This window comes from Aquabacterium sp. (assembly GCF_050725395.1).
Classification (GTDB): Bacteria; Pseudomonadota; Gammaproteobacteria; order Burkholderiales; family Burkholderiaceae_C; genus Aquabacterium.
In genome coordinates this window covers 1-18,369 of the sequence record NZ_JBOHHL010000017.1, presented here as the reverse complement: position 1 = coordinate 18,369, position 18,369 = coordinate 1, and the positions used below count along the sequence as shown (strand labels likewise).

Annotated in this window: 19 protein-coding genes and 1 tRNA gene; 4 read left to right on the top strand and 16 right to left on the bottom strand. The window is 65.2% G+C overall.

Translation table 11 applies throughout. The features are described from left to right. Nucleotides 1–4: 4 nt before the first annotated feature. Both ACREB4_RS12045 and ACREB4_RS12040 read right to left on the bottom strand, forming a co-directional pair. Nucleotides 5–1,132 (bottom strand): flavin-containing monooxygenase, encoded by a 1,128-nt coding sequence (locus tag ACREB4_RS12045; RefSeq protein ID WP_431588463.1) that lies wholly within the window; start codon nt 1,130–1,132, stop codon nt 5–7. Next, entirely contained in the window at nt 1,129–2,607 is a 1,479-nt protein-coding gene (locus ACREB4_RS12040) for a flavin monoamine oxidase family protein (protein WP_431588462.1), read from the bottom strand. Before ACREB4_RS12040 ends, ACREB4_RS12045 begins: the two co-directional genes overlap by 4 nt. Before the next feature lie 284 nt (nt 2,608–2,891). On the opposite strand from ACREB4_RS12040, the gene ACREB4_RS12035 reads away from it, so the two are divergent. Next, nucleotides 2,892–3,482 carry a hypothetical protein gene (locus ACREB4_RS12035; RefSeq protein ID WP_431588461.1) on the top strand — a complete coding sequence of 197 codons (591 nt, stop codon included), beginning with the start codon at nt 2,892–2,894 and terminating at the stop codon, nt 3,480–3,482. On the opposite strand, the gene ACREB4_RS12030 is transcribed toward ACREB4_RS12035, so the two are convergent. The 3 genes from ACREB4_RS12030 to ACREB4_RS12020 form a co-directional block, all read right to left on the bottom strand. Beyond that, nucleotides 3,476–4,849, bottom strand: coding sequence for an esterase-like activity of phytase family protein (locus ACREB4_RS12030; protein ID WP_431588460.1), 1,374 nt, complete (start codon nt 4,847–4,849; stop codon nt 3,476–3,478). The genes ACREB4_RS12035 and ACREB4_RS12030 overlap by 7 nt on opposite strands. A gap of 85 nt (nt 4,850–4,934) precedes the next feature. After that, nucleotides 4,935–5,273, bottom strand: a complete 339-nt coding sequence (locus tag ACREB4_RS12025) for a hypothetical protein (RefSeq protein WP_431588459.1) — start codon at nt 5,271–5,273, stop codon at nt 4,935–4,937. A 48-nt stretch (nt 5,274–5,321) separates the two neighbouring features. Further along, nucleotides 5,322–6,779, bottom strand: coding sequence for an ammonium transporter (locus tag ACREB4_RS12020; protein WP_431588458.1), 1,458 nt, complete (start codon nt 6,777–6,779; stop codon nt 5,322–5,324). A 93-nt stretch (nt 6,780–6,872) separates the two neighbouring features. Between ACREB4_RS12020 and ACREB4_RS12015 the strand changes: the two genes are divergently transcribed. Next, the gene (locus tag ACREB4_RS12015; RefSeq protein WP_431588457.1) at nt 6,873–7,739 is read left to right on the top strand and encodes a CPBP family intramembrane glutamic endopeptidase; all 867 of its coding nucleotides are present in this window, start codon (nt 6,873–6,875) and stop codon (nt 7,737–7,739) included. Nucleotides 7,740–7,821: 82 nt separating this feature from the next. Here ACREB4_RS12015 and ACREB4_RS12010 read toward each other — a convergent pair. The 10 genes from ACREB4_RS12010 to ACREB4_RS11965 all read right to left on the bottom strand — a co-directional run bounded on the left by ACREB4_RS12010 (nt 7,822) and on the right by ACREB4_RS11965 (nt 14,941). Further along, nucleotides 7,822–7,896: transfer RNA gene (locus tag ACREB4_RS12010), tRNA-Val, on the bottom strand. A gap of 47 nt (nt 7,897–7,943) precedes the next feature. Beyond that, the gene (gene dnaQ, locus ACREB4_RS12005; RefSeq protein WP_431588456.1) at nt 7,944–8,666 is read right to left on the bottom strand and encodes a DNA polymerase III subunit epsilon; all 723 of its coding nucleotides are present in this window, start codon (nt 8,664–8,666) and stop codon (nt 7,944–7,946) included. Continuing rightward, nucleotides 8,666–9,004 (bottom strand): ISC system 2Fe-2S type ferredoxin, encoded by a 339-nt coding sequence (gene fdx / locus ACREB4_RS12000; protein WP_431588455.1) that lies wholly within the window; start codon nt 9,002–9,004, stop codon nt 8,666–8,668. The genes dnaQ and fdx overlap by 1 nt, the downstream gene beginning before the upstream one ends. Before the next feature lie 4 nt (nt 9,005–9,008). Continuing rightward, the gene (gene hscA, locus ACREB4_RS11995) at nt 9,009–10,877 is read right to left on the bottom strand and encodes a Fe-S protein assembly chaperone HscA (RefSeq protein WP_431588454.1); all 1,869 of its coding nucleotides are present in this window, start codon (nt 10,875–10,877) and stop codon (nt 9,009–9,011) included. A 21-nt stretch (nt 10,878–10,898) separates the two neighbouring features. After that, a complete protein-coding gene (gene hscB / locus ACREB4_RS11990; protein ID WP_431588453.1) occupies nt 10,899–11,423 on the bottom strand; it encodes a Fe-S protein assembly co-chaperone HscB in 525 nt (174 codons plus the stop codon). Nucleotides 11,424–11,496: 73 nt separating this feature from the next. Next, a complete protein-coding gene (gene iscA, locus ACREB4_RS11985) occupies nt 11,497–11,814 on the bottom strand; it encodes an iron-sulfur cluster assembly protein IscA (RefSeq protein WP_431588528.1) in 318 nt (105 codons plus the stop codon). An 88-nt stretch (nt 11,815–11,902) separates the two neighbouring features. Next, on the bottom strand, nt 11,903–12,289 hold the full coding sequence (iscU, locus tag ACREB4_RS11980) for a Fe-S cluster assembly scaffold IscU (RefSeq protein WP_431588452.1): 387 nt from the start codon (nt 12,287–12,289) through the stop codon (nt 11,903–11,905). Between the two features lie 45 nt (nt 12,290–12,334). Then, nucleotides 12,335–13,555, bottom strand: a complete 1,221-nt coding sequence (locus ACREB4_RS11975) for an IscS subfamily cysteine desulfurase (protein ID WP_431588451.1) — start codon at nt 13,553–13,555, stop codon at nt 12,335–12,337. Between the two features lie 104 nt (nt 13,556–13,659). Continuing rightward, nucleotides 13,660–14,196 (bottom strand): Fe-S cluster assembly transcriptional regulator IscR, encoded by a 537-nt coding sequence (gene iscR, locus ACREB4_RS11970; protein WP_304790112.1) that lies wholly within the window; start codon nt 14,194–14,196, stop codon nt 13,660–13,662. A 205-nt stretch (nt 14,197–14,401) separates the two neighbouring features. Next, nucleotides 14,402–14,941 (bottom strand): low molecular weight protein-tyrosine-phosphatase, encoded by a 540-nt coding sequence (locus ACREB4_RS11965; RefSeq protein WP_431588450.1) that lies wholly within the window; start codon nt 14,939–14,941, stop codon nt 14,402–14,404. A 148-nt stretch (nt 14,942–15,089) separates the two neighbouring features. Between ACREB4_RS11965 and ACREB4_RS11960 the strand changes: the two genes are divergently transcribed. Together ACREB4_RS11960 and ACREB4_RS11955 are read left to right on the top strand one after the other, a co-directional pair. Further along, a complete protein-coding gene (locus ACREB4_RS11960) occupies nt 15,090–16,232 on the top strand; it encodes a diguanylate cyclase (RefSeq protein ID WP_431588449.1) in 1,143 nt (380 codons plus the stop codon). Then, nucleotides 16,229–17,383 (top strand): GGDEF domain-containing protein, encoded by a 1,155-nt coding sequence (locus ACREB4_RS11955; RefSeq protein WP_431588448.1) that lies wholly within the window; start codon nt 16,229–16,231, stop codon nt 17,381–17,383. Before ACREB4_RS11960 ends, ACREB4_RS11955 begins: the two co-directional genes overlap by 4 nt. Here the strand turns inward: ACREB4_RS11955 and ACREB4_RS11950 are convergent. Beyond that, on the bottom strand, nt 17,349–18,369 hold a 1,021-nt coding region (locus ACREB4_RS11950), incomplete at its 5' end, for a helicase-related protein (RefSeq protein WP_431588447.1). The two genes, ACREB4_RS11955 and ACREB4_RS11950, sit on opposite strands and share 35 nt — an antisense overlap.

The window sequence follows — 18,369 nt, the reverse complement described above, 5'->3', positions numbered from 1 at the left end:
AATCCTAGGGAGCGTGCGTCCGGGCGATGAGGCGCCCCAGCTGCCTGGCCTCTTGCGAAATCTCGCGCAGCATGCCGGTCGGCGAGACGTGGTAACCACAGAAATACAGCCCGGCCGCGTGGCTCAGGGCCTGCCCGCTCAGCAGCGGCGCCCCGCCCTCGCCCAACACCCCGTCGCCTGTCTCCAGCCATGACTGGACATTGGGCCGGTAGCCCGTCGCCAGGACCACGGCATCGAAGGACTCCGCCCGCCCATCGGTGAACACCACGCCTTGCTCGGTGAACTGCCCGATGCCCGGCCGGACCTGCACCAGCCCCTTTTTGATGAGTTGCACGGTGCCCACGTCGATGAAGGGCACGCGGCCATGGCGGCGGATTTGTGTCACGGGCCCCTCTTTGGGTTGCTGCAGGCCATGGCGCGTCAGATCGCCGACGAGCAGTCGAATCAAGGGCGCATTCATGGCGTCGGCCAGTTCGGGTGGCAATTTGCTTTGCAGGATGCCAAAGGTCAGGAAGGGGATGCCGAAGATGTCTCGTCGGATGACGTTGACCGGACTGCGCACTGCCAGGGTGGGCCGCGCGCCGTGCTCGTGCAGGTCGATGGCGATCTCGCCGCCCGAATTGCCCAGCCCGACCACCAGTACGCGCTGGCCCTTGAAGGACGCGCCATCGCGGTAAGCCGCGCTGTGCAGCAATTGGCCCCGGTAGTGGTCCACGCCGGGCCAGGTGGGGCGTTGAGGCTCGCGGTTGTGGCCCCCGGCCACCACCAAGGTCTGGCTGCGGTAAACGGTGTCCTGGCTGCGGACCTCCCAAGCAGCATCGGTTCGGCGGGCGCGGATGATCTTCTGGCCGAAGACCGGGCGGATCTGGTGGTAGTGGGCGTAGGCGTTCAGGTAGTCCACCACCTGTTGGCGCGAGGGATAGCGTGGATAAGACTTGGGGAAATCAAAGAAAGGCAAGGCCGAATGGGCTTTGTCGGTGTGCAGGTGCAGACGCCGGTAGTGGCCCGCCCAGGACGAGCCCACCTGGTCGTTTTGTTCCAGCACCAGGCAGGGCACTTTTTCCTGTTGCAGGCAGGCGGCCATGGCCAAGCCTGCCGGCCCGGCTCCCACCACGATGACGGGCGCGGTCATGTGTTGATGATTTCCTGCGCGGCGCGTTCGCCTGAACGCACGGCCCCTTCCATGTAGCCCGTCCAGATGGCCGAGGTTTCGGTGCCGGCCCAGTGCAGCTTGCCGATGGGTGCGCGCAGGCTGGGGCCGAACCCCGTCAGCACGCCGGGCGGGAAGACGCCGGTGGGCGCACCGCCGCTGAAGTTTTCGGCCTGCCAATTGTTTTCCATGTAGGCCAGTGGCGTGGCAGCCTTGGGACCGAAGAAGACGGCCAGCGCCTCCAGCACCTTGGCCTTGCGCACGGCTGGCGACAGCAGGGCCGCATCGCGCGCATCCTGCCCATCGATGAAGGCCATGATGACGCCAGGGGCGCCGGCCGTGGGCGGGGTGGTGTCGAACACGATCTTGGGCAGGAAAGCATCGCTGGTCACCTGGCCGCTGAGGCCGGCATCGCGCCAGAAGGGACGGTCGTAGACCACGTGCACCTTCCAGGCGGAGCCCATGGGCACGCGCTGCATCATCTGCAGGCGCAGCTGGGTCGGGCCATCGAGCGGTTCGTAACTCAGGCGCGAGGCCATCCACGGCGACATGGCCACCACGGCGTGCTGCGCGCGGACGGTGAAGCCATCGCCCGTGACGGCAATGCCGCCACCGTCCTGCCTGACCGAGCGGGCCGCCGCGCGGTAGAGGATGCGGCCGCCCAGTTCACGCGCCATGCCCAGGGCAATGGACTGCGACCCACCGACGATGCGATCCTGCTGCGCGCCACCTTGCGTGCTGAGCAGGCTGGTCAGGCCGCCGCCCGAGTGGATGTAGTGCAGCAGGTACAGGAAGGAGATGTCGCGGGGCTCGACCGACACCAGGGACAACACCGCCAGGCGCAACAGACTTTTGGCATCGTTGGTGAGCAGGTTGCGGTCCATCCAGGTCTGCATGCTCTGCGAATCCCATTCGGCGGCCTTCCCGGCCGTCCAGGGGGTGTCGAGCGGCACCTGCTTGGCCATGGCGTCGAGCTTGAGCATGGTGATCGCCGTCTCGCCCGTGGCCAGCAGGTTGGACCAGGGCAGCACACCGGTGTAGGTGCTGCGCTTGCCGTTCGCGTAGTTGATCAGCTTGCCTTCGTCGTAGACGGGGTAGGTTTTCAGGCCCAGTTGCTGCACCAGGGCATACATGCGGTCCTGGGTGGGACCGATGAAGGCGGCGCCGCCCTCGACCACGTAACTTCCGAAAGGCGCCGGCAGGTTCTGGTTCCAGCAGCGGCCACCCACGCGGTCGCGGCCTTCCAGCACCAGGACCTGTCGGCCCGCCGCGACCAGCGCGCGGGCGCACGCCAGACCGGAGTAGCCACCGCCGACGATGACGACATCGGTGCTGTAGTCTCCGAGGGCGGTGGCGCCCGTGGCGGCCTGGGCCTGCCCGCCCGTCATCAGGGTGGAGGCGGCCGAAGCCGTCAAGGCCGTCAGGACATGGCGGCGGTGGATGGTGGGTTGGGTCATGGCGGGCCTTTTCAAGCAGGAAACAGGGCATCGGAAAAAAACACCGTTTCTCGATTATTCGTGAAGAAACTCACAAGTCATCCATGAATACCCTGGCGTCCCCTCGCTCAAGGGGCCCCAGCGCCGCGCGCCATTTGCGTGACGCAGTGGACGGAAACAGGCCCAGGGCCCGTCAAAGCTTTTGATCTTCAGGGGGCCCGAGCGATGATGGAGCACCCGGTCCACCCCATCCCATGGCAAAAGCTCCCGATCCCCACCCATCCAGGACCAGATGGTTCACACCCGTGGTGACACTGGTGCGCGGCTTGTTCGTGGCCCAGCTGCGCCTGGAGCGCCGGGATGGCCAGATTCACGTGGTACTGCGGGACGCCCCAAAAAACACCGCGCCGAAGCCACTGCCCGCCAATCCGCCGGGCCGGATCGACACCCAGCCCAAACCCCCGCCTGTGCTGGGCGTGGACGCCGCCCAGCTCCAGCGCATGCAGGCCGCGATCGCCCAGGTGCTGGACCGGCACGTGGGCTCCCGCAAGGTGCTGAAGCATTTGGGCTACCTGGAGCACGTCCTGCGCCGACAAGGCTCGCGGTGCTTCATGAGCCTGCCCGTCGAGGTGCTCAAGCCCGCCCTGCATCAACTGAACTCGGTGATGGGCCCGCAGCCCAGCCGGGGCCTGACCGAGCTGCACGCCTGCCTGGTGGTGACCGTGGTCGACCGGGATGTGGAGGTCGATGACGATGACGCCAACGGCCGCTTGTCCGTGTTCGCGGTGGGCGACAAGGTCCAGGTCTGCGAGGTCAGCCACTCGGACTTCGTGAACGCCGATCAGCCATGGCCCCTCGTCGCCGAGCCCGCCATGGCCGACAACGCCGCTCAGTGACCGCGGGACGGCGCGGGTGACACGCGCAGTGCCTCGTCCAGCCGGACCTGGATGAACTCCGTGCCATCGGGTGCGGTCAGGGTGCGCCCACCACTGCCCGGGTAATTGTTGTCGTTGATGACCAGCAAGGTCCGCGCATCCAGGATCAACACATCCTCGATGGTCACGAAGGGAAAGGTGAAGCGTTTGAAACCGTCGCGATCGAGGTCATCGGGGTCGGCCACGTTCAGCAAGTCGACCACTTCGGTTTTCTGGACGAAGCCATCCACACCCACCTGGTCGAAATCGACCTTGAAGATCTTCTTGAAGTTCGCAGGATTGGGGAAGGTGCCCGGCAGGTTGGGGTCGCCCTGCGTGCCATTGCGCTCGATCACCAGGAACTCGTGGTCGTTGACCGCCGTCATGTCGCCGATGTTGGTGCCTTGCGCCTCCAGCTTGTAGCTGAAAGTGCGCCCGGTGTAGCGCTCGGACTGGATGTCGAACTCGCTGATGACCAGGCGCTTCTGGTCAGGGTCGGTCACGATGGGGCCTTCGAGCAAGGGATACAAGCGGGTGCCCGAGCGGTTGATGGCCATGCCCTCAAAACCATTGGACGCGCGCAGATTGGGCTGCCCGCCCGCCAGGTAAGGGTTCTGCGGCGATTGCACGAATGCGTTGGTGCCGAGGTCCTGGCCACCAGGCAGGCTGGGCAATGGCAAGGGCACCTCACGGCGCAGCACCTTGCCGGTGGCGTCGGTCTTCACGAGGAAGGGACCGAACTCGTCGCCGAACCACAGGTGGCCCCAGCGGTCTTCGCGGACCGACTCGATGTCGAGATCCCCACCGGTCAACAAGCGGCGGCGCTTGATCACCGGATCGACCGGGATGCCGGCCTGGCCGGGGCCCGTGCCCGCGTAGGGATAGCTCACGCCATCGGCCACCAGGGGGAAGCCCAGGCGGTGGTCGGGATCACGAAGGGTGATGCGGCTCAGGGCCCCGAAGTCACGCAGGGGCAAGCCCAGGAAATGCGAGACGGGACGCACCGTGCCACTGCCTCCATGGCGGGTGCGGAAATCCGGCTTGACGGTGTACATGCGCAGCAGCGCGTCGGGCGAATTGGCCTGGGTGCCGAAGCCGTTGTCCGGCATGACGCGGAAGGTGCCGGGCCGTGGGCCAGGCAGCACGGCCGAGAAGCCCTGCACGGGCTGCCGGCCCGCGAACGGCGGCGTGATGCCGTTGGCCGCCGCGACGAATTGGCCGGAGGTGGGCCCGTCGGAAAACGTGTTCGCGTCCAGCCTCGCGAAGCCGATCAGGGTGGGCGCCGCGTGCGCAGAAATGGCCAGGCAGGCCAGGGCGATCGAGCAGGAAAGGGTCGTTCGAAAATGCATGCCGTCCTCGTGAAAGTCGTGGTGACCCACCGACCCTATTCACGGGACATGACAAGGCCTTGACAAGGCAGGGATGCCTTTCACCTCAGCGCAGGGTGCCCACGTAGCGCTGACGGGCCGCGGTGGGTTCATCACCCGTGGCTGGGAAGCCCGAGTCGGCCCCCGTTTGCGTGGCCACGAACTGGGGCCGCGCCAGAGGCGTGGTCGAGGCCCTCGGAGGCGGCGCGGCCGGCTGCAAGGCAGCTTCCAGCTTGTCGGCCAGGCGCAGCACATCAGGGTGCGTTTCCGTGCGCGCCACGCGGATGACCTCGCGTGCGTACTCGGGGCTCTTGACCATCCACTCGACATCGGTGACGCGTCCGTTGGTTCGGCGCAAGGTCACGTGCAAATGGGCGGCAATGGCGAACTTCTCGCTTTCCAGCATCACGTTCTCCTGAAAGACAACAACAACCTGCCAAGACTCATCACACGGTCACTCGACGCGCTCGCCATGCAAGCTCAGGTCAAGGCCATCCGCCTCCTGCCGCGGCGTCACGCGCAGGCCGACCAGGCCATCCACCAGCCACAAGATGCCGAGCGTGGCCACGCCGCTGTAGAGCAAGGTGGCGCCGACGCCCACGGCCTGGTTCACCACCGAGCCCTGGACACCGCCAATGGCGGGCGAGGCCAAGGCCCCGGTCAACAAGGCCCCGATGGCGCCGCCCACGCCATGCACGCCAAACACGTCCAGCGAGTCATCGGCTCCCAGCAAGCGCTTGAGCCCCGTTGCGCCCCAATAGCAACCCACGCCCGCGATCGCGCCGATCAGCAGGGCGGACTTGGCATCGACAAACCCCGAGGCCGGCGTGATGGCCACCAGGCCCGCCACCGCACCGCTGCACATGCCCAGCAAGGTGGGCGTGCCGCGCAATGCCCACTCGGCCGCCATCCAGCTCAAGGCGGCCCCCGCGGCGGCCAGCTGGGTCACCAGCATCGCCATGCCGGCCCGGCCATCGGCGGCACAGGCCGAGCCCCCGTTGAAGCCCATCCAGCCCACCCACAGCAGGGACGCACCGATCATGGTGTAGCCCAGGTTGGAGGGCATCAGGGCCTCCTGCCCGAAACCCTCGCGCCGGCCCAGCATCCACGCACACGCCAAGCCCGCGATGCCTGCGTTGACGTGCACCACGGTGCCCCCTGCAAAGTCCAGCACACCGCGCCTGGCCAGCCAGCCGCCGGGCTCCCACACCCAATGCGCCACGGGCGCGTAGACCAGTAAGGACCACAAGGTCATGAACAGCAGGAGCGCTGAGAAGCGCATGCGTTCGGCGAAGGCCCCGGTGATCAAGGCCGGCGTGATGATGGCGAAGGTGAGCTGGAACATCACGAACACCGACTCGGGCACCGTGGGGGCCAGGTGGTGCACCGACAGTTGCCCGGCATCCTTGTTGAAGAACAGGCTGTCCAGGAACATGGCCTGCGTGCCACCGATCCAATCCGACCCCGGCATGAAGGCCAGGCTGTAGCCCGCGGCGAACCACAAGACCGTGACCAACGCGCACACGGCGAAGGTCTGGGCCATGGTGGCCAGGATGTTCTTCTTGCGGACCATGCCGGCGTAGAACAAGGCCAGGCCAGGGATGGACATGAGCAGCACCAGCACCGATGCCACGATCATCCAGGCCGTGTCACCCGCGTTGATCTGCGCGAAAGGCACGCGCTGGGGACGGCTGGGAGCAGCCTGCGGCGCGGGCCGGGGCGGTGCTTCAACGCTGGCCATCACGGGCGCCACGGCGGTGGCGGACGAAGGCTCCGACGCCAAGGTCGGCGAGGCCACCAAGGCACCAGAAGCAGACGCATCGGGCGACGTGGTCTGGGCCACCGCACCAAAGTGAAACAAAACGCTCACCAGGAACAGCAAGGCGTGGCGTTTGGGAAGAAGAAGGGGCATCGGTACTGCAAGAGTCAATGGACAGCCGGCATGCATCGCAAGAAACAAACCTGCCGATACACTCGCCCCTCAAACAAGGGGACAGGGACCACCGTGCTCATCACTTTCGCCTTGCTTGGCGCGTCCATCGCCAGCGTCTGGCTGCCGTCATGGCCGCTTGGCCAACGCGTCACCATCGCCCCTTGGGCCGTGCTGTACGTCGCCGCCACGCTGGCCGGGCAGGCCAGTGGCGTGCTCGCCTGGCCAGCCGTCGTGGCGCTGTCGGCCCTGGCGGCCTTGTGCCTGGGCGCCCGGCACCACGTCGGGCACCGCGGCGCTTGGGCCTGGACCTTGGCCGCGGGGGCCATGTCGCTGGCACTGGCACTGCATGCCCTGCCCGGCTTCCACAACCCCAAGGTGCTCGATGCCGTGCGCACCAGCCCGCAGGCCACGGCTTTCACGCTGTACGCCAACTTCGACAAGGCCAGCGCGGGCCTGTTCCTGCTGGTCTTTTTTGCCCCGCGCCTGCATTCGCCGGGCGCATGGCGGGCGCTTGTCCGCCCCACCCTGCTTGCCTTCTCCGTCGCTTCCGCCATCACCCTGGGCGCAGCCTGGGCCACCGGCCATGTGCAGCCGGATGTGAAGGTGCCCGCTTTCGCGGCCGGCTTTCTCGCCATCAACCTGCTGTTCACCTGCGTGGCCGAGGAGGCGTTCTTTCGAGGATGGCTCCAGGAACGGCTGACCAGGGTGCTGGCATCTCGTGCGCGCATGGCCTGGATGCCCGCGTTGGTTTCCGCCGCGCTGTTCGCGCTGGCCCACGCTGGGGGAGGCCCCCTGTACACCGCATTGGTCGGCATGGCGGGCTTGGCCTATGCCTGGGCTTACGCGCAGACAAGGCGCATCGAAGCGGCCATCCTGACGCACTTCCTGGTGAACGCCACGCACTTTCTGCTGTTCACCTACCCGATGCGGTCGGTTTGAACAACGGTGGATGAGTCAGTCCAGAAAGCAAAAAGCCTTGCAAATCTTCATTTGCAAGGCTGGTGCTGCGCTTGGTGCGTCTTGGTGGGCGGTGCAGGGTTCGAACCTGCGACCCCTGCCGTGTGAAGGCAGTGCTCTACCACTGAGCTAACCGCCCGAAAACTGATGTTTCGGCTTCGCCTGAGGTATTAGCGAAGACCAAGACTATAGCACAGCTTCCAGCGATTTCCAAATGGCTTTGCCGCCACTGGCTTTGTCGATGTCGGCCAGCGCTTTTTCGAAGGCCGCTGCCTCGTCTTGCGAAGGCTCGATCACCACCAAGGCGAATTGGCTCAGGTCGATGGCCGCGGCGTCCAAAGCGGCCTGGCTGCCCTCTTCCTCGCCGCCCGCGTCGATCAACAGCGCGTCCTGGCCGCGCGTCATGTTGATGTAGACCGTGGCCAGCAATTCGGCGTCCATCAAGGCGCCGTGCAGGGTCCGGTGGGTGTTGTCGACTTCCAGCCGTTTGCACAAGGCGTCCAGCGAATTGGACTTGCCCGGGAACATCTCGCGCGCCATCACCAGGGTGTCGAGCACGCCTTCGATGTGGTCGGCCATCACGCCCTTGTTCACGCGGCGCAGTTCGGCGTTCAGGAAGCCGATGTCGAAACTGGCGTTGTGGATGATCAGCTCGGCGCCAGCCACGTATTCCAGGAATTCGTCGACCACGGACGCGAACAGCGGCTTGTCGGCCAGGAACTCGTCGGTCAACCCGTGGATGCGGACCGCGTCTTCGTGGTTGGGCCGCTGCGGGTTCAAGTAGAAGTGCAGGTGCCGGCCAGTCAGGCGCCGGTTGATCATCTCCACGCAACCGATTTCGATGACGCGGTCGCCGGACTCTGGGCTCAGGCCAGTGGTTTCGGTGTCGAGGAAGATCTGGCGTGACATCAGTGGTTTTCGCGCGCGTGGTTGATCGTGTACTTGGGGATGTCCACGACCAGGTCCTGGCCCGCGACGATGGCCTGGCAGCTCAGGCGCGAGTTGGGTTCCAGGCCCCAGGCGCGGTCCAGCAGGTCTTCTTCGGTCTCGTCCATCTCGTTGAGGCTGTTGAAGCCTTCGCGCACGATGACGTGGCAGGTGGTGCAGGCCGCGCTCATGTCGCAAGCGTGCTCGATCTCGATGTCGTTTTCGAGCAGGGCTTCGCAGATGGAGGTGCCGGGCGCGACCGTCAAGCTGGTGCCTTGTGGGCACAACATGGGGTGGGGCAGGATCTTGATGATGGGCATGGGGTCAAACTTGGTCGATGGTGCGGCCGGCCAAGGCCTGGCGGATGCCGCGGTTCATGCGCTCGGCGGCGAAGGCTTCGGTGCCGTGGGCCAGGGCCTTGGTGGCGGCCTCCAGCGCGTCCAGGTCGCCCCAGTCGCAGCGCTGGCCGACCTTGCCCATCAGGGCGTCGATCTCGGCACGTTGTGCCGGGCTGAGCAGGTCGCCATCGGCCGCGAGCGCGGTGCGCGTGGCTTCCAGCATGCGCTCGGCCTCGACACGCGCTTCGCGCAACGAGCGGTCCTTCATGTCGGCTTCGGCCGTGGTGAAGCCCTCGCGCAGCATGCCGGCCACCTGGTCGTCGCTCAAGCCATAGCTGGGCTTGACGACCACCGAGGCTTCGACGCCCGACATCTGTTCGCGCGCCGTGACGCTGAGCAGGCCATCGGCATCGACCTGGAAGGTGACGCGGATGCGCGCGGCACCCGCGGCCATGGGCGGGATGCCGCGCAGCTCGAAACGCGCCAGCGAGCGGCAATGCTCGACCTGTTCACGCTCGCCTTGCAGCACATGCACGGCCAGGGCCGTTTGCCCGTCCTTGAAGGTGGTGAAGTCCTGCGCCAGCGCGCAAGGGATGGGCGTGTTGCGCGGGATGATGCGCTCGACCAGGCCCCCCATGGTTTCCAGGCCCAGCGACAAGGGCAGCACATCCAGCAAGAGGTGATCGCCTTTGTCATTGTTGCCCGCCAATTGATTGGCCTGGATGCCCGCGCCCAGGGCCACGACTTCATCGGGGTTCAGGTCGGTCAGCGGGGTCTGGCCAAAGAAGGCACCGACCGCATCGCGCACGGCGGGCATGCGGGTCGAGCCACCCACCATCACCACGCCCTTGACTTCGGCGGGCTTGACCTTGGCATCGCGCAGCACGCGCTTGACGGCGGCCAGGCTGCGGTCGATCAAAGGTTTGGACAGCGCTTGCAGGCGCTCGCGGGTGATGCTGACCGACAGCATGCCGCCCGACAGCTTGCACGACAGGTGCGCGTGGCCATCGGTCGAGAGCTTCTCTTTGATGCGGCGCGCGGCGACCAGCACGGTGCGCTTGTCCTGCGGCGTGACGGCCTCCATGCGCGCTTCCAGCAAGGCGGCTTCGGCCAGGGCATGGTCGATGTCGTCGCCGCCCAGGGCCGAGTCGCCGCCCGTGGCCACGACCTCGAACACGCCACGGCTCAATTGCAGCAGCGAGATGTCAAAGGTGCCGCCCCCGAGGTCGTAGATGGCGTACAGGCCCTCGGACTGGTTGTCCAGGCCATAGGCGATGGCCGCTGCGGTGGGCTCGTTCAGCAGGCGCAGCACGTTCAGGCCGGCCATCTGCGCGGCGTCCTTGGTGGCTTGGCGCTGCGCATCGTCAAAGTACGCAGGCACCGTGATCACGGCGCCGAACAGGTCGTCGTTGAAGGTGTCTTCGGCGCGTTGGCGCAGGGTGGCCAGGATCTCGGCCGACACCTCGACCGGCGACTTGACACCGGCCACGGTCGCCACGGCCACCATGCCGGGCTGGTCTTCGAACTGGTAAGGCAGGCCACTGGCACCGCTCAGATCGGCCAGACGGCGCCCCATGAAGCGCTTGACCGACACGATGGTGTTTTGCGGGTCTTCGGCCTGCTGGGCCAAGGCCTCGAAACCGATGGTGCGGCGCGTCTTGCCTTGCGCATCGACGAAGTAGCGCACGGCCGAAGGCAGGATCACGCGGCCCTGCTCATCGGGCAGGCACTCGGCCACGCCATGGCGCACGGAGGCCACCAGAGAATGCGTGGTGCCCAAGTCGATGCCCACCGCGATGCGGCGCTGGTGCGGGTCGGGTGATTGTCCGGGTTCGGAGATTTGAAGCAGGGCCATGGGGTGGGTCTCAAGCGCAGCTCAAAGGCCGTCTTCGTACCGTTCTAGTCGGTGGTTGATCTCGTCGCTCAGGCGATCGATGAACATCAGGGCACGCACTTCGAGTGCGGCTTGCGTGGGGTTGGACTGCTCGTCCAGCAACTGCGTGATCCGCGCGAGGCGCACGGCGCGCTGGGCCGAGACTTCTTTTTCCAGCGCCTGCACGGCTTCCGCCGAACCGGCGTCTTCCAGGGCTTCACGCCATTCCATCTGCTGGATCAAGAAGTCAGGCGGCATGGCCGTGTTGCTTTCGCTTTGCACCGGCACGCCCGCCAGTTCGCACAGGTAGGCCGCGCGCTTGAGCGGGTCCTTCAGACGCTGGTAAGCCTCGTTCACGCGCACGGCCCATTGCATGGCCACGCGCTGCGCCGCACCACCTTCGGCCGCGAAGCGGTCGGGGTGCACCTTGGCTTGCAAGGCCTTCCACTGCGCGTCCAGCGCAGGGCGCTCCAGCACGAAGGATCGTGGCAGGCCCAGCAAGGTGAAGTCGTCGGCGTCGAGGTTCATGTCAACAAAGCGCTCGGGTCACAAAGCAAAACCCCACCACTTGGTGGGGTTGGCGGCCAAGGCGAACGGCATGTCAGACGCGGAAGGACTCGCCGCAACCGCAACGGTCCCGCTCTTTCGGGTTGTTGAACTTGAAGCCTTCGTTCAGGCCTTCGCGGGCGAAGTCCAACTCGGTGCCGTCGATGTAAGGCAAGCTCTTCGGGTCGACCAAAATCTTGACGCCCGAGTGCTCGAACACGATGTCTTCGGGGGCAATCTCGTCGGCGAACTCGATCTTGTAGGCCAGGCCCGAACAACCCGTGGTCTTCACGCCCAGGCGCACACCCACGCCCTTGCCTCGGCGGCCCAGGTAGCGGTTGATGTGGCGCGCGGCCGCGTCGGTCAAGGACACCGTGCCTTGCGCACCGATCTGCGCCGAGGCCAGCTCAGGCAGAGGCCCGTTGCCAGGGCCGCTGGTGCACGAACCGGAGGAAGAAGTGTCAGGCTGCATTTTTGGCCTTGTAGTCGTTCACCGCTGCCTTGATGGCGTCTTCGGCCAGGATCGAACAGTGGATCTTGACCGGAGGCAATGCCAGTTCTTCAGCGATGTGGGTGTTCTTGATGGTGAGCGCTTCGTCCAGCGTCTTGCCGCGCACCCATTCGGTGACCAGCGAGCTGGACGCGATGGCCGAACCGCAGCCATAGGTCTTGAAGCGAGCATCTTCGATCACGCCGGTTTGCGGGTTGACCTTGATCTGCAGCTTCATCACGTCGCCGCACGCGGGCGCGCCCACCATGCCGGTGCCCACGGACTCGTCGCCCTTTTCAAAGGCGCCCACGTTGCGGGGGTTTTCGTAGTGGTCGATGACTTTGTCGCTGTATGCCATGGTGGTACTCCAAGAACGAGGTGAGCGTAACGCGTTGACGAAACGTCAGTGCGCCGCCCACTGGATAGTGCTGATGTCGATGCCGTCTTTGAACATGTCCCACAGGGGCGACAGTTCGCGCAGCTTGGCCACGCGTTCCTTCAGGGTCGACACGGCGTAATCGATTTCTTCTTCGGTCGTGAAACGGCCGATGGTCATGCGCAGCGAGCTGTGCGCCAGTTCGTCGCTGCGGCCCAGGGCGCGCAGCACATAGCTGGGTTCCAGGCTGGCCGAGGTACAGGCCGAGCCCGAGGACACCGCGATGCCCTTGATGCCCATGATCAGCGACTCGCCTTCGACGTAGTTGAAGGAGATGTTCAGGTTGTGCGGCACGCGGTGCTCCACGTCGCCGTTGATGAAGATCTGCTCGATGTCCTGCAGGCCCTTGAGCAAACGCTGCTGCAGGGCCTGGATGCGTGGAAGCTCGGTGTGCATTTCTTCCTTGGCGATGCGGAAGGCTTCGCCCATGCCAACGATCTGGTGCGTGGGCAAGGTGCCCGAACGCATGCCGCGCTCGTGGCCACCACCGTGCATTTGCGCTTCCAGGCGCACGCGCGGCTTGCGGCGAACGTACAGCGCGCCAATGCCCTTGGGGCCGTAGGTTTTGTGCGAGGCCAGGCTCAGCAGGTCGACCGGCAGCTTGGCCATGTCGATGTCGACCTTGCCCGTGGCTTGCGCGGCATCGACATGGAAGATCACGCCTTTTTCTCGGCACAAGGCGCCCAAGGCGGTGATGTCCTGGATGACGCCAATCTCGTTGTTCACGAACATGACCGAAGCCAGGATGGTGTCGGGGCGGATCGCCGCCTTGAACTTCTCGAAATCGAGCAGGCCGTTTTCTTCGACGTCCAGGTACGTGGCTTCGAAGCCCTGGCGTTCAAGCTCGCGGAAAGTGTCGAGCACGGCCTTGTGCTCGGTCTTGACCGTGATGATGTGCTTGCCACGGCTTTGGTAGAAATGCGCCGCGCCCTTGATGGCCAGGTTGTTCGACTCGGTGGCGCCCGAGGTCCACACGATTTCGCGCGAGTCGGCACCGATCAGGTCGGCGACCTGCTTGCGGGCGTTTTCAACGGCTTCTTCCGCGTCCCAACCATAGGCATGGGTGCGTGAGGCGGGGTTGCCGAAGCGCTCGCGCAGCCAGGGGATCATGGCGTCCACCACGCGCGGGTCCACCGGGGTGGTCGCGCCGTAGTCCATGTAGATCGGGAAGTGCGGGGTCATGTCCATAGTGGGGACTCTTGGGAACTCGTGCTGTTGCCACCCACGCACCTGCAAGGCAGGCCGGGGCTGGCGGGTACTTCAGGAAAAGCCTGCGATTATCGCCCGGCCGCTCATTTCGCGAGCGTTGACCCCAGTGCGAACACCGAATTGGGGGCCGTGATCTTGATCGGCTTGACCACGGGTTGCGTCGAGATGGCGCGCTTGATGGGCTGGGCTTCGATCGACACACCCTTGGCCAATTGGTCTTCGACCAATTTGCGCAAGCTGATCGAGTCGAGGTACTCGATCATTTTGTTGTTGAGGCTGGTCCACAGATCGTGGGTCATGCAACGGCCGCCGTCATCGGTGCCCATGCAGTTTTCCTTGCCGCCACAACCGGTGGCGTCGATGGGCTCATCGACGGCCACGATGATGTCGGCCACGGTGATGTCTTCGGCCTTGCGGCCCAGGGAATAACCACCACCAGGACCGCGGGTGCTTTCGACCAGCTCATGGCGACGCAACTTGCCGAACAGCTGCTCGAGGTAGGACAGTGAAATCTGCTGACGCTGGCTGATCGCGGCCAGGGCAACGGGGCCCGTGTGCTCGCGCAGGGCCAAGTCGATCATGGCAGTGACGGCAAAACGCCCTTTGGTGGTCAAACGCATGGCTCTTCTCCTTGTGGTCAGAATCTAGACGCCTCAGTACTGGCCAGGGTAAACCAGAAACACCACCGAGCGGGGTGACCGCTGGGCTCAGGGCGTATTCAATCCCGAGTGAATAAGTCAATTATAGAGAAACCCACTAATTTAGTCAACCAAGACCACGGGCTTTCCCTGACCTTTTGACCATGAGCGTGATAGCCCCTGGCTATCAGCCAGCCTGCATGGCGCGGAGCCTTTGGTGCAGGTGATCGACCAAACCTTCACAGGCGGCTTCGACCAAGTCGAGCACGGCTTCAAAGCCCTCGGGGCCGCCGTAATAGGGATCGCCCACGATTTCCTTGCCCAGGAAAGGAGACCGGGCGGGGATGAACTCGGTCAGGCGGCGAAGCTTGCTCTGGGCCTCCACACCAGGGCAGTTTTTCTGCAGCGATGCCAGGTTGTCCCAGTCCATGGCCAGGATCAGGTCGAACTGGTGAAAGTCGCTTTGCTGCACCTTGCGCGCGCGCAGGTGTTGAAGCTTGTACCCACGGCGGTGCGCGTGGGCCTGGCTGCGGTCATCGGGAGGGCTGCCCACGTGGGAGCCGATCGTGCCGGCGGAATCCACCTCGATCAGGGAATCGAGTCCGGTCTGAATCAGCTTCTGGCGCAGCACTGCTTCGGCGGTGGGAGAACGGCAAATGTTGCCCATGCACACCATGAGGACCCGCAGTTTCGGACCAGCGGGCTGGCGCTCGGAAGAATCATTCACAAAGGACACAGCTCGGACAGGAATGGCAGTGGATGAGGCTTGATTGTCGCCCTCTTTGATCTCCCTTGCACCAAGCTGGGCGCTCAATGTGCGCGACAAACGGCCGATATCCACGCAGGAGCCGTGGGGCTCCGCTGGATCGCGCCCGATGGTTGTCGTACCCCCTGTTTTGTTCGATGCACCGAAACGATCACCCCTGACGCACGCGATCATGGGGCCGATCGGCCCTGTGCGGGATGGCGTCCGCCGACTGGTGCTGACGCTGCCCAGCTACCTGTTCATCGCCGTGCTGCTGCTGGCCTGCGCGGGGCTGGGCTTTGTCCAACCGTGGCAGACGGCGGCGGTGCTGGGCTACAACGTGGCCGGCATCGGCGCTTTCTATGTGCTGGTGCGCACCGGCATGGCCCAGGCGCTCGCCAAGGATCCTTCGCTGGCATTTCAACGCGTGATGTTCAACGCCAGCATGGTGATGCTGGCCTACGCGCTGATCCCGCTGGCACGCGGGCTGGCACTGCAATGGCTGTGCATGACCATCCTGTTCGACATGCGCCGGCTGAGCGCTTTGCAAGTGCGCGTGGTCGCCGCCAGCGCCTACGCGATGCTGATCGGCGTCGTGTTGCTCATCCTGGAAGTGTCGCCCTCGTCCATCGACAGGGACGCGGAGTTCGTCAACGTGGCCATGGCCAGCGTCACCTTGTGCGTGTTGCTGGTGGTCACGCACATCGGCCAGGGCATCAGCCAGCACCGCAAGGCGCAGAAAGTGGAACTGGAACGCACGGTGGCCAAACTGAACGCCCTGTCGGTGCGGGACGGGCTCACCCAGCTTTACAACCGGCGCCATTTCCAGACCCTGCTGGACGAGGAGGTTCGGCGCAGCCACCGGTGCCGCCGGCCTTTCTGTGTGGCCATCCTGGACATCGACTTCTTCAAACGCGTGAACGACCAGCATGGCCACGCCACGGGCGACGTGGTGCTGCGCGAGGTGTCGCGCCTGCTTCAGAACGCGATCGGTCCCACCCACGCGCTGGCCCGTTGGGGTGGCGAAGAATTCCTCCTGTTGATGCCCGAAACCGCGCTGGCCGACGCCTTGAACACCCTGGAGGCCGTGGGCCGTGCGGTGCGCGAGCACGACTGGGCCGACCACGCACCCGGATTGCGTGTAACCTTGTCCGCCGGCGCCTGCCAGCATGGCCAGGGCTTGAACCTGACGCCGACGCTGGAGCTGGCCGACCGCGCGCTGTACCAAGCCAAGCATGGCGGGCGTGACCAGGTCGTGGCGGTGACCGCATGATTCGCGCGCTGTCCGAACTGGTCGTGGGCCAGGATCCCCGCATGCGGGCCCGGCTTGGCCTGTGCCTGCTGTCCATGGTCATCTATGTGTGCTGGATCTTCGTCTTGCTCGGCTATGCCTTGCCTCGGCACCTGATCACGGAAAGCACGGCCCATTTCTTCATGGGCTACATCTCCGTGGCGCTGTGCGTGTTTTACCCGCTGGTGCGCAGCGGCATCACGCGCTCCTGGCCTGACCCTGGCCTGGTGGCGCCCCAGATCCTTTGGGCCAGCGGCGCGATGATCATCAGCTACGCGGTGGCACCGGTGGTTCGCTCGGTCGCCTTCCAAACTTTGTGCTTGATCCAGGTCTTCGGCTTTCTGAGCTTGCGCCCCAAGGTGGCAGCCTGGACCGGCGGACTCACCACCGCCATGCTGATCGCCGCCTGGGTCGCCATGACGGTGCTGGGCCTGAGCGACGCTGATCCGCGCGCCGAAGCTTTGAAGATCGCAGGCTCCTGCTTCGTGCTGGTGCTGATGACGATCCAGTCGCGCAGCTTCGGGCTGATGCGCGAGCGCGCTTTTCACGCCAAGCAGTCCTTGGCCGCGGCGGCCGAAGAGCTTCGCCGCATCACCGTGCGGGATGGACTGACCGGCCTGTACAACCGGGGCCACATGCAGGAGCGTTTGCAGGCAGAAGTGCAGCGGGCGCAGTTGAATGGGCACCACTTCTCGGTCGCTTTGATCGACCTGGACCACTTCAAGGCCATCAATGACCACCACGGCCACGCGGTGGGCGACGAGGTGTTGGTCAACTTCGCGCTGCAAGGGGGCGCGGTGCTGCGCGAGACCGACGTGATCGGCCGGTGGGGCGGCGAGGAATTCCTGGTCCTGATGCCCGAAACCGAGGAGGCCAACCAGGCCCAGATCGCGATGACGCGCCTGCGCGAGCAATTGCGGTCCACCCAGGTGAGCCGCAGCCTGCCAGACCTTCGGGTGAACTTTTCCTGTGGCGTGGCCACCTGGAGCGCCCGGGATTCGATCGAACAAGTGATCGAGCGCGCCGACCAGGCCCTTTACCGGGCCAAGAGCGGCGGCCGAGACCGCACCGAACTGCAGCCACCGCTGACCCGGGGCATCACTTCGGCCGGGCAACCGGTGGCGTCGGCGTGACGTGGTCGCCGACAACGGCGCCAAAGGCCTGCTCCTTCAGCAAACCGAGTTGATCGCGCAGGCGCGCCGCTTTCTCGAACTCCAGGTTGCGGGCGTGCTCCAGCATCTGCTTTTCAAGCTGCTTGATGCGCTTGCCCAGGTCTTTTTCGCTCAGCACTTCGGCATCGGCCATGGACGCGCTCAAGGCCTCGGCCGCGCGCAAGTCGTCCTTGGCGGCATTGGACATCACACCGTCGATCAATTCCTTGACCTTCTTGTTCACCGTGCGCGGCGTGATGCCATGCGCCAGGTTGTGCTCGATCTGCTTGTTGCGCCGGCGTTCGGTTTCGCCCATGGCCTTGCGCATGGATTCGGTGACTTTGTCGGCGTAGAGGATGGCATGCCCGTTCTGGTTGCGCGCCGCCCGGCCGATGGTCTGGATCAGGCTGCGCTCCGAACGCAGGAAGCCTTCCTTGTCGGCATCAAGGATCGCCACCAGTGACACCTCGGGGATGTCCAGCCCTTCGCGCAGCAGGTTGATGCCTACCAGCACGTCGAAGGTGCCCAGGCGCAGGTCGCGCAGGATTTCGACACGCTCGACGGTGTCGATGTCGGAGTGCAGGTAGCGCACCTTCACGCCGTTGTCGCTGAGGTAGTCGGTGAGCTGCTCGGACATGCGCTTGGTGAGCGTGGTGATCAGCACGCGCTCGTTCTTCTCGACGCGAATGCGGATCTCTTGCAGCACGTCATCCACCTGGTGCGCAGCGGGGCGCACTTCCACGATCGGATCGACCAGGCCAGTGGGGCGGACCACTTGCTCGACCACCTGGCCGGTGTGCTGCTTTTCGTAATCGGCCGGCGTGGCCGACACGAACACGACCTGGCGCATCTTGCGTTCGAACTCCTCGAACTTCAGCGGGCGGTTGTCCAGGGCCGAAGGCAGGCGGAATCCGTACTCCACCAATGTGGTCTTGCGCGAGCGGTCGCCGTTGTACATGGCGCCAAGC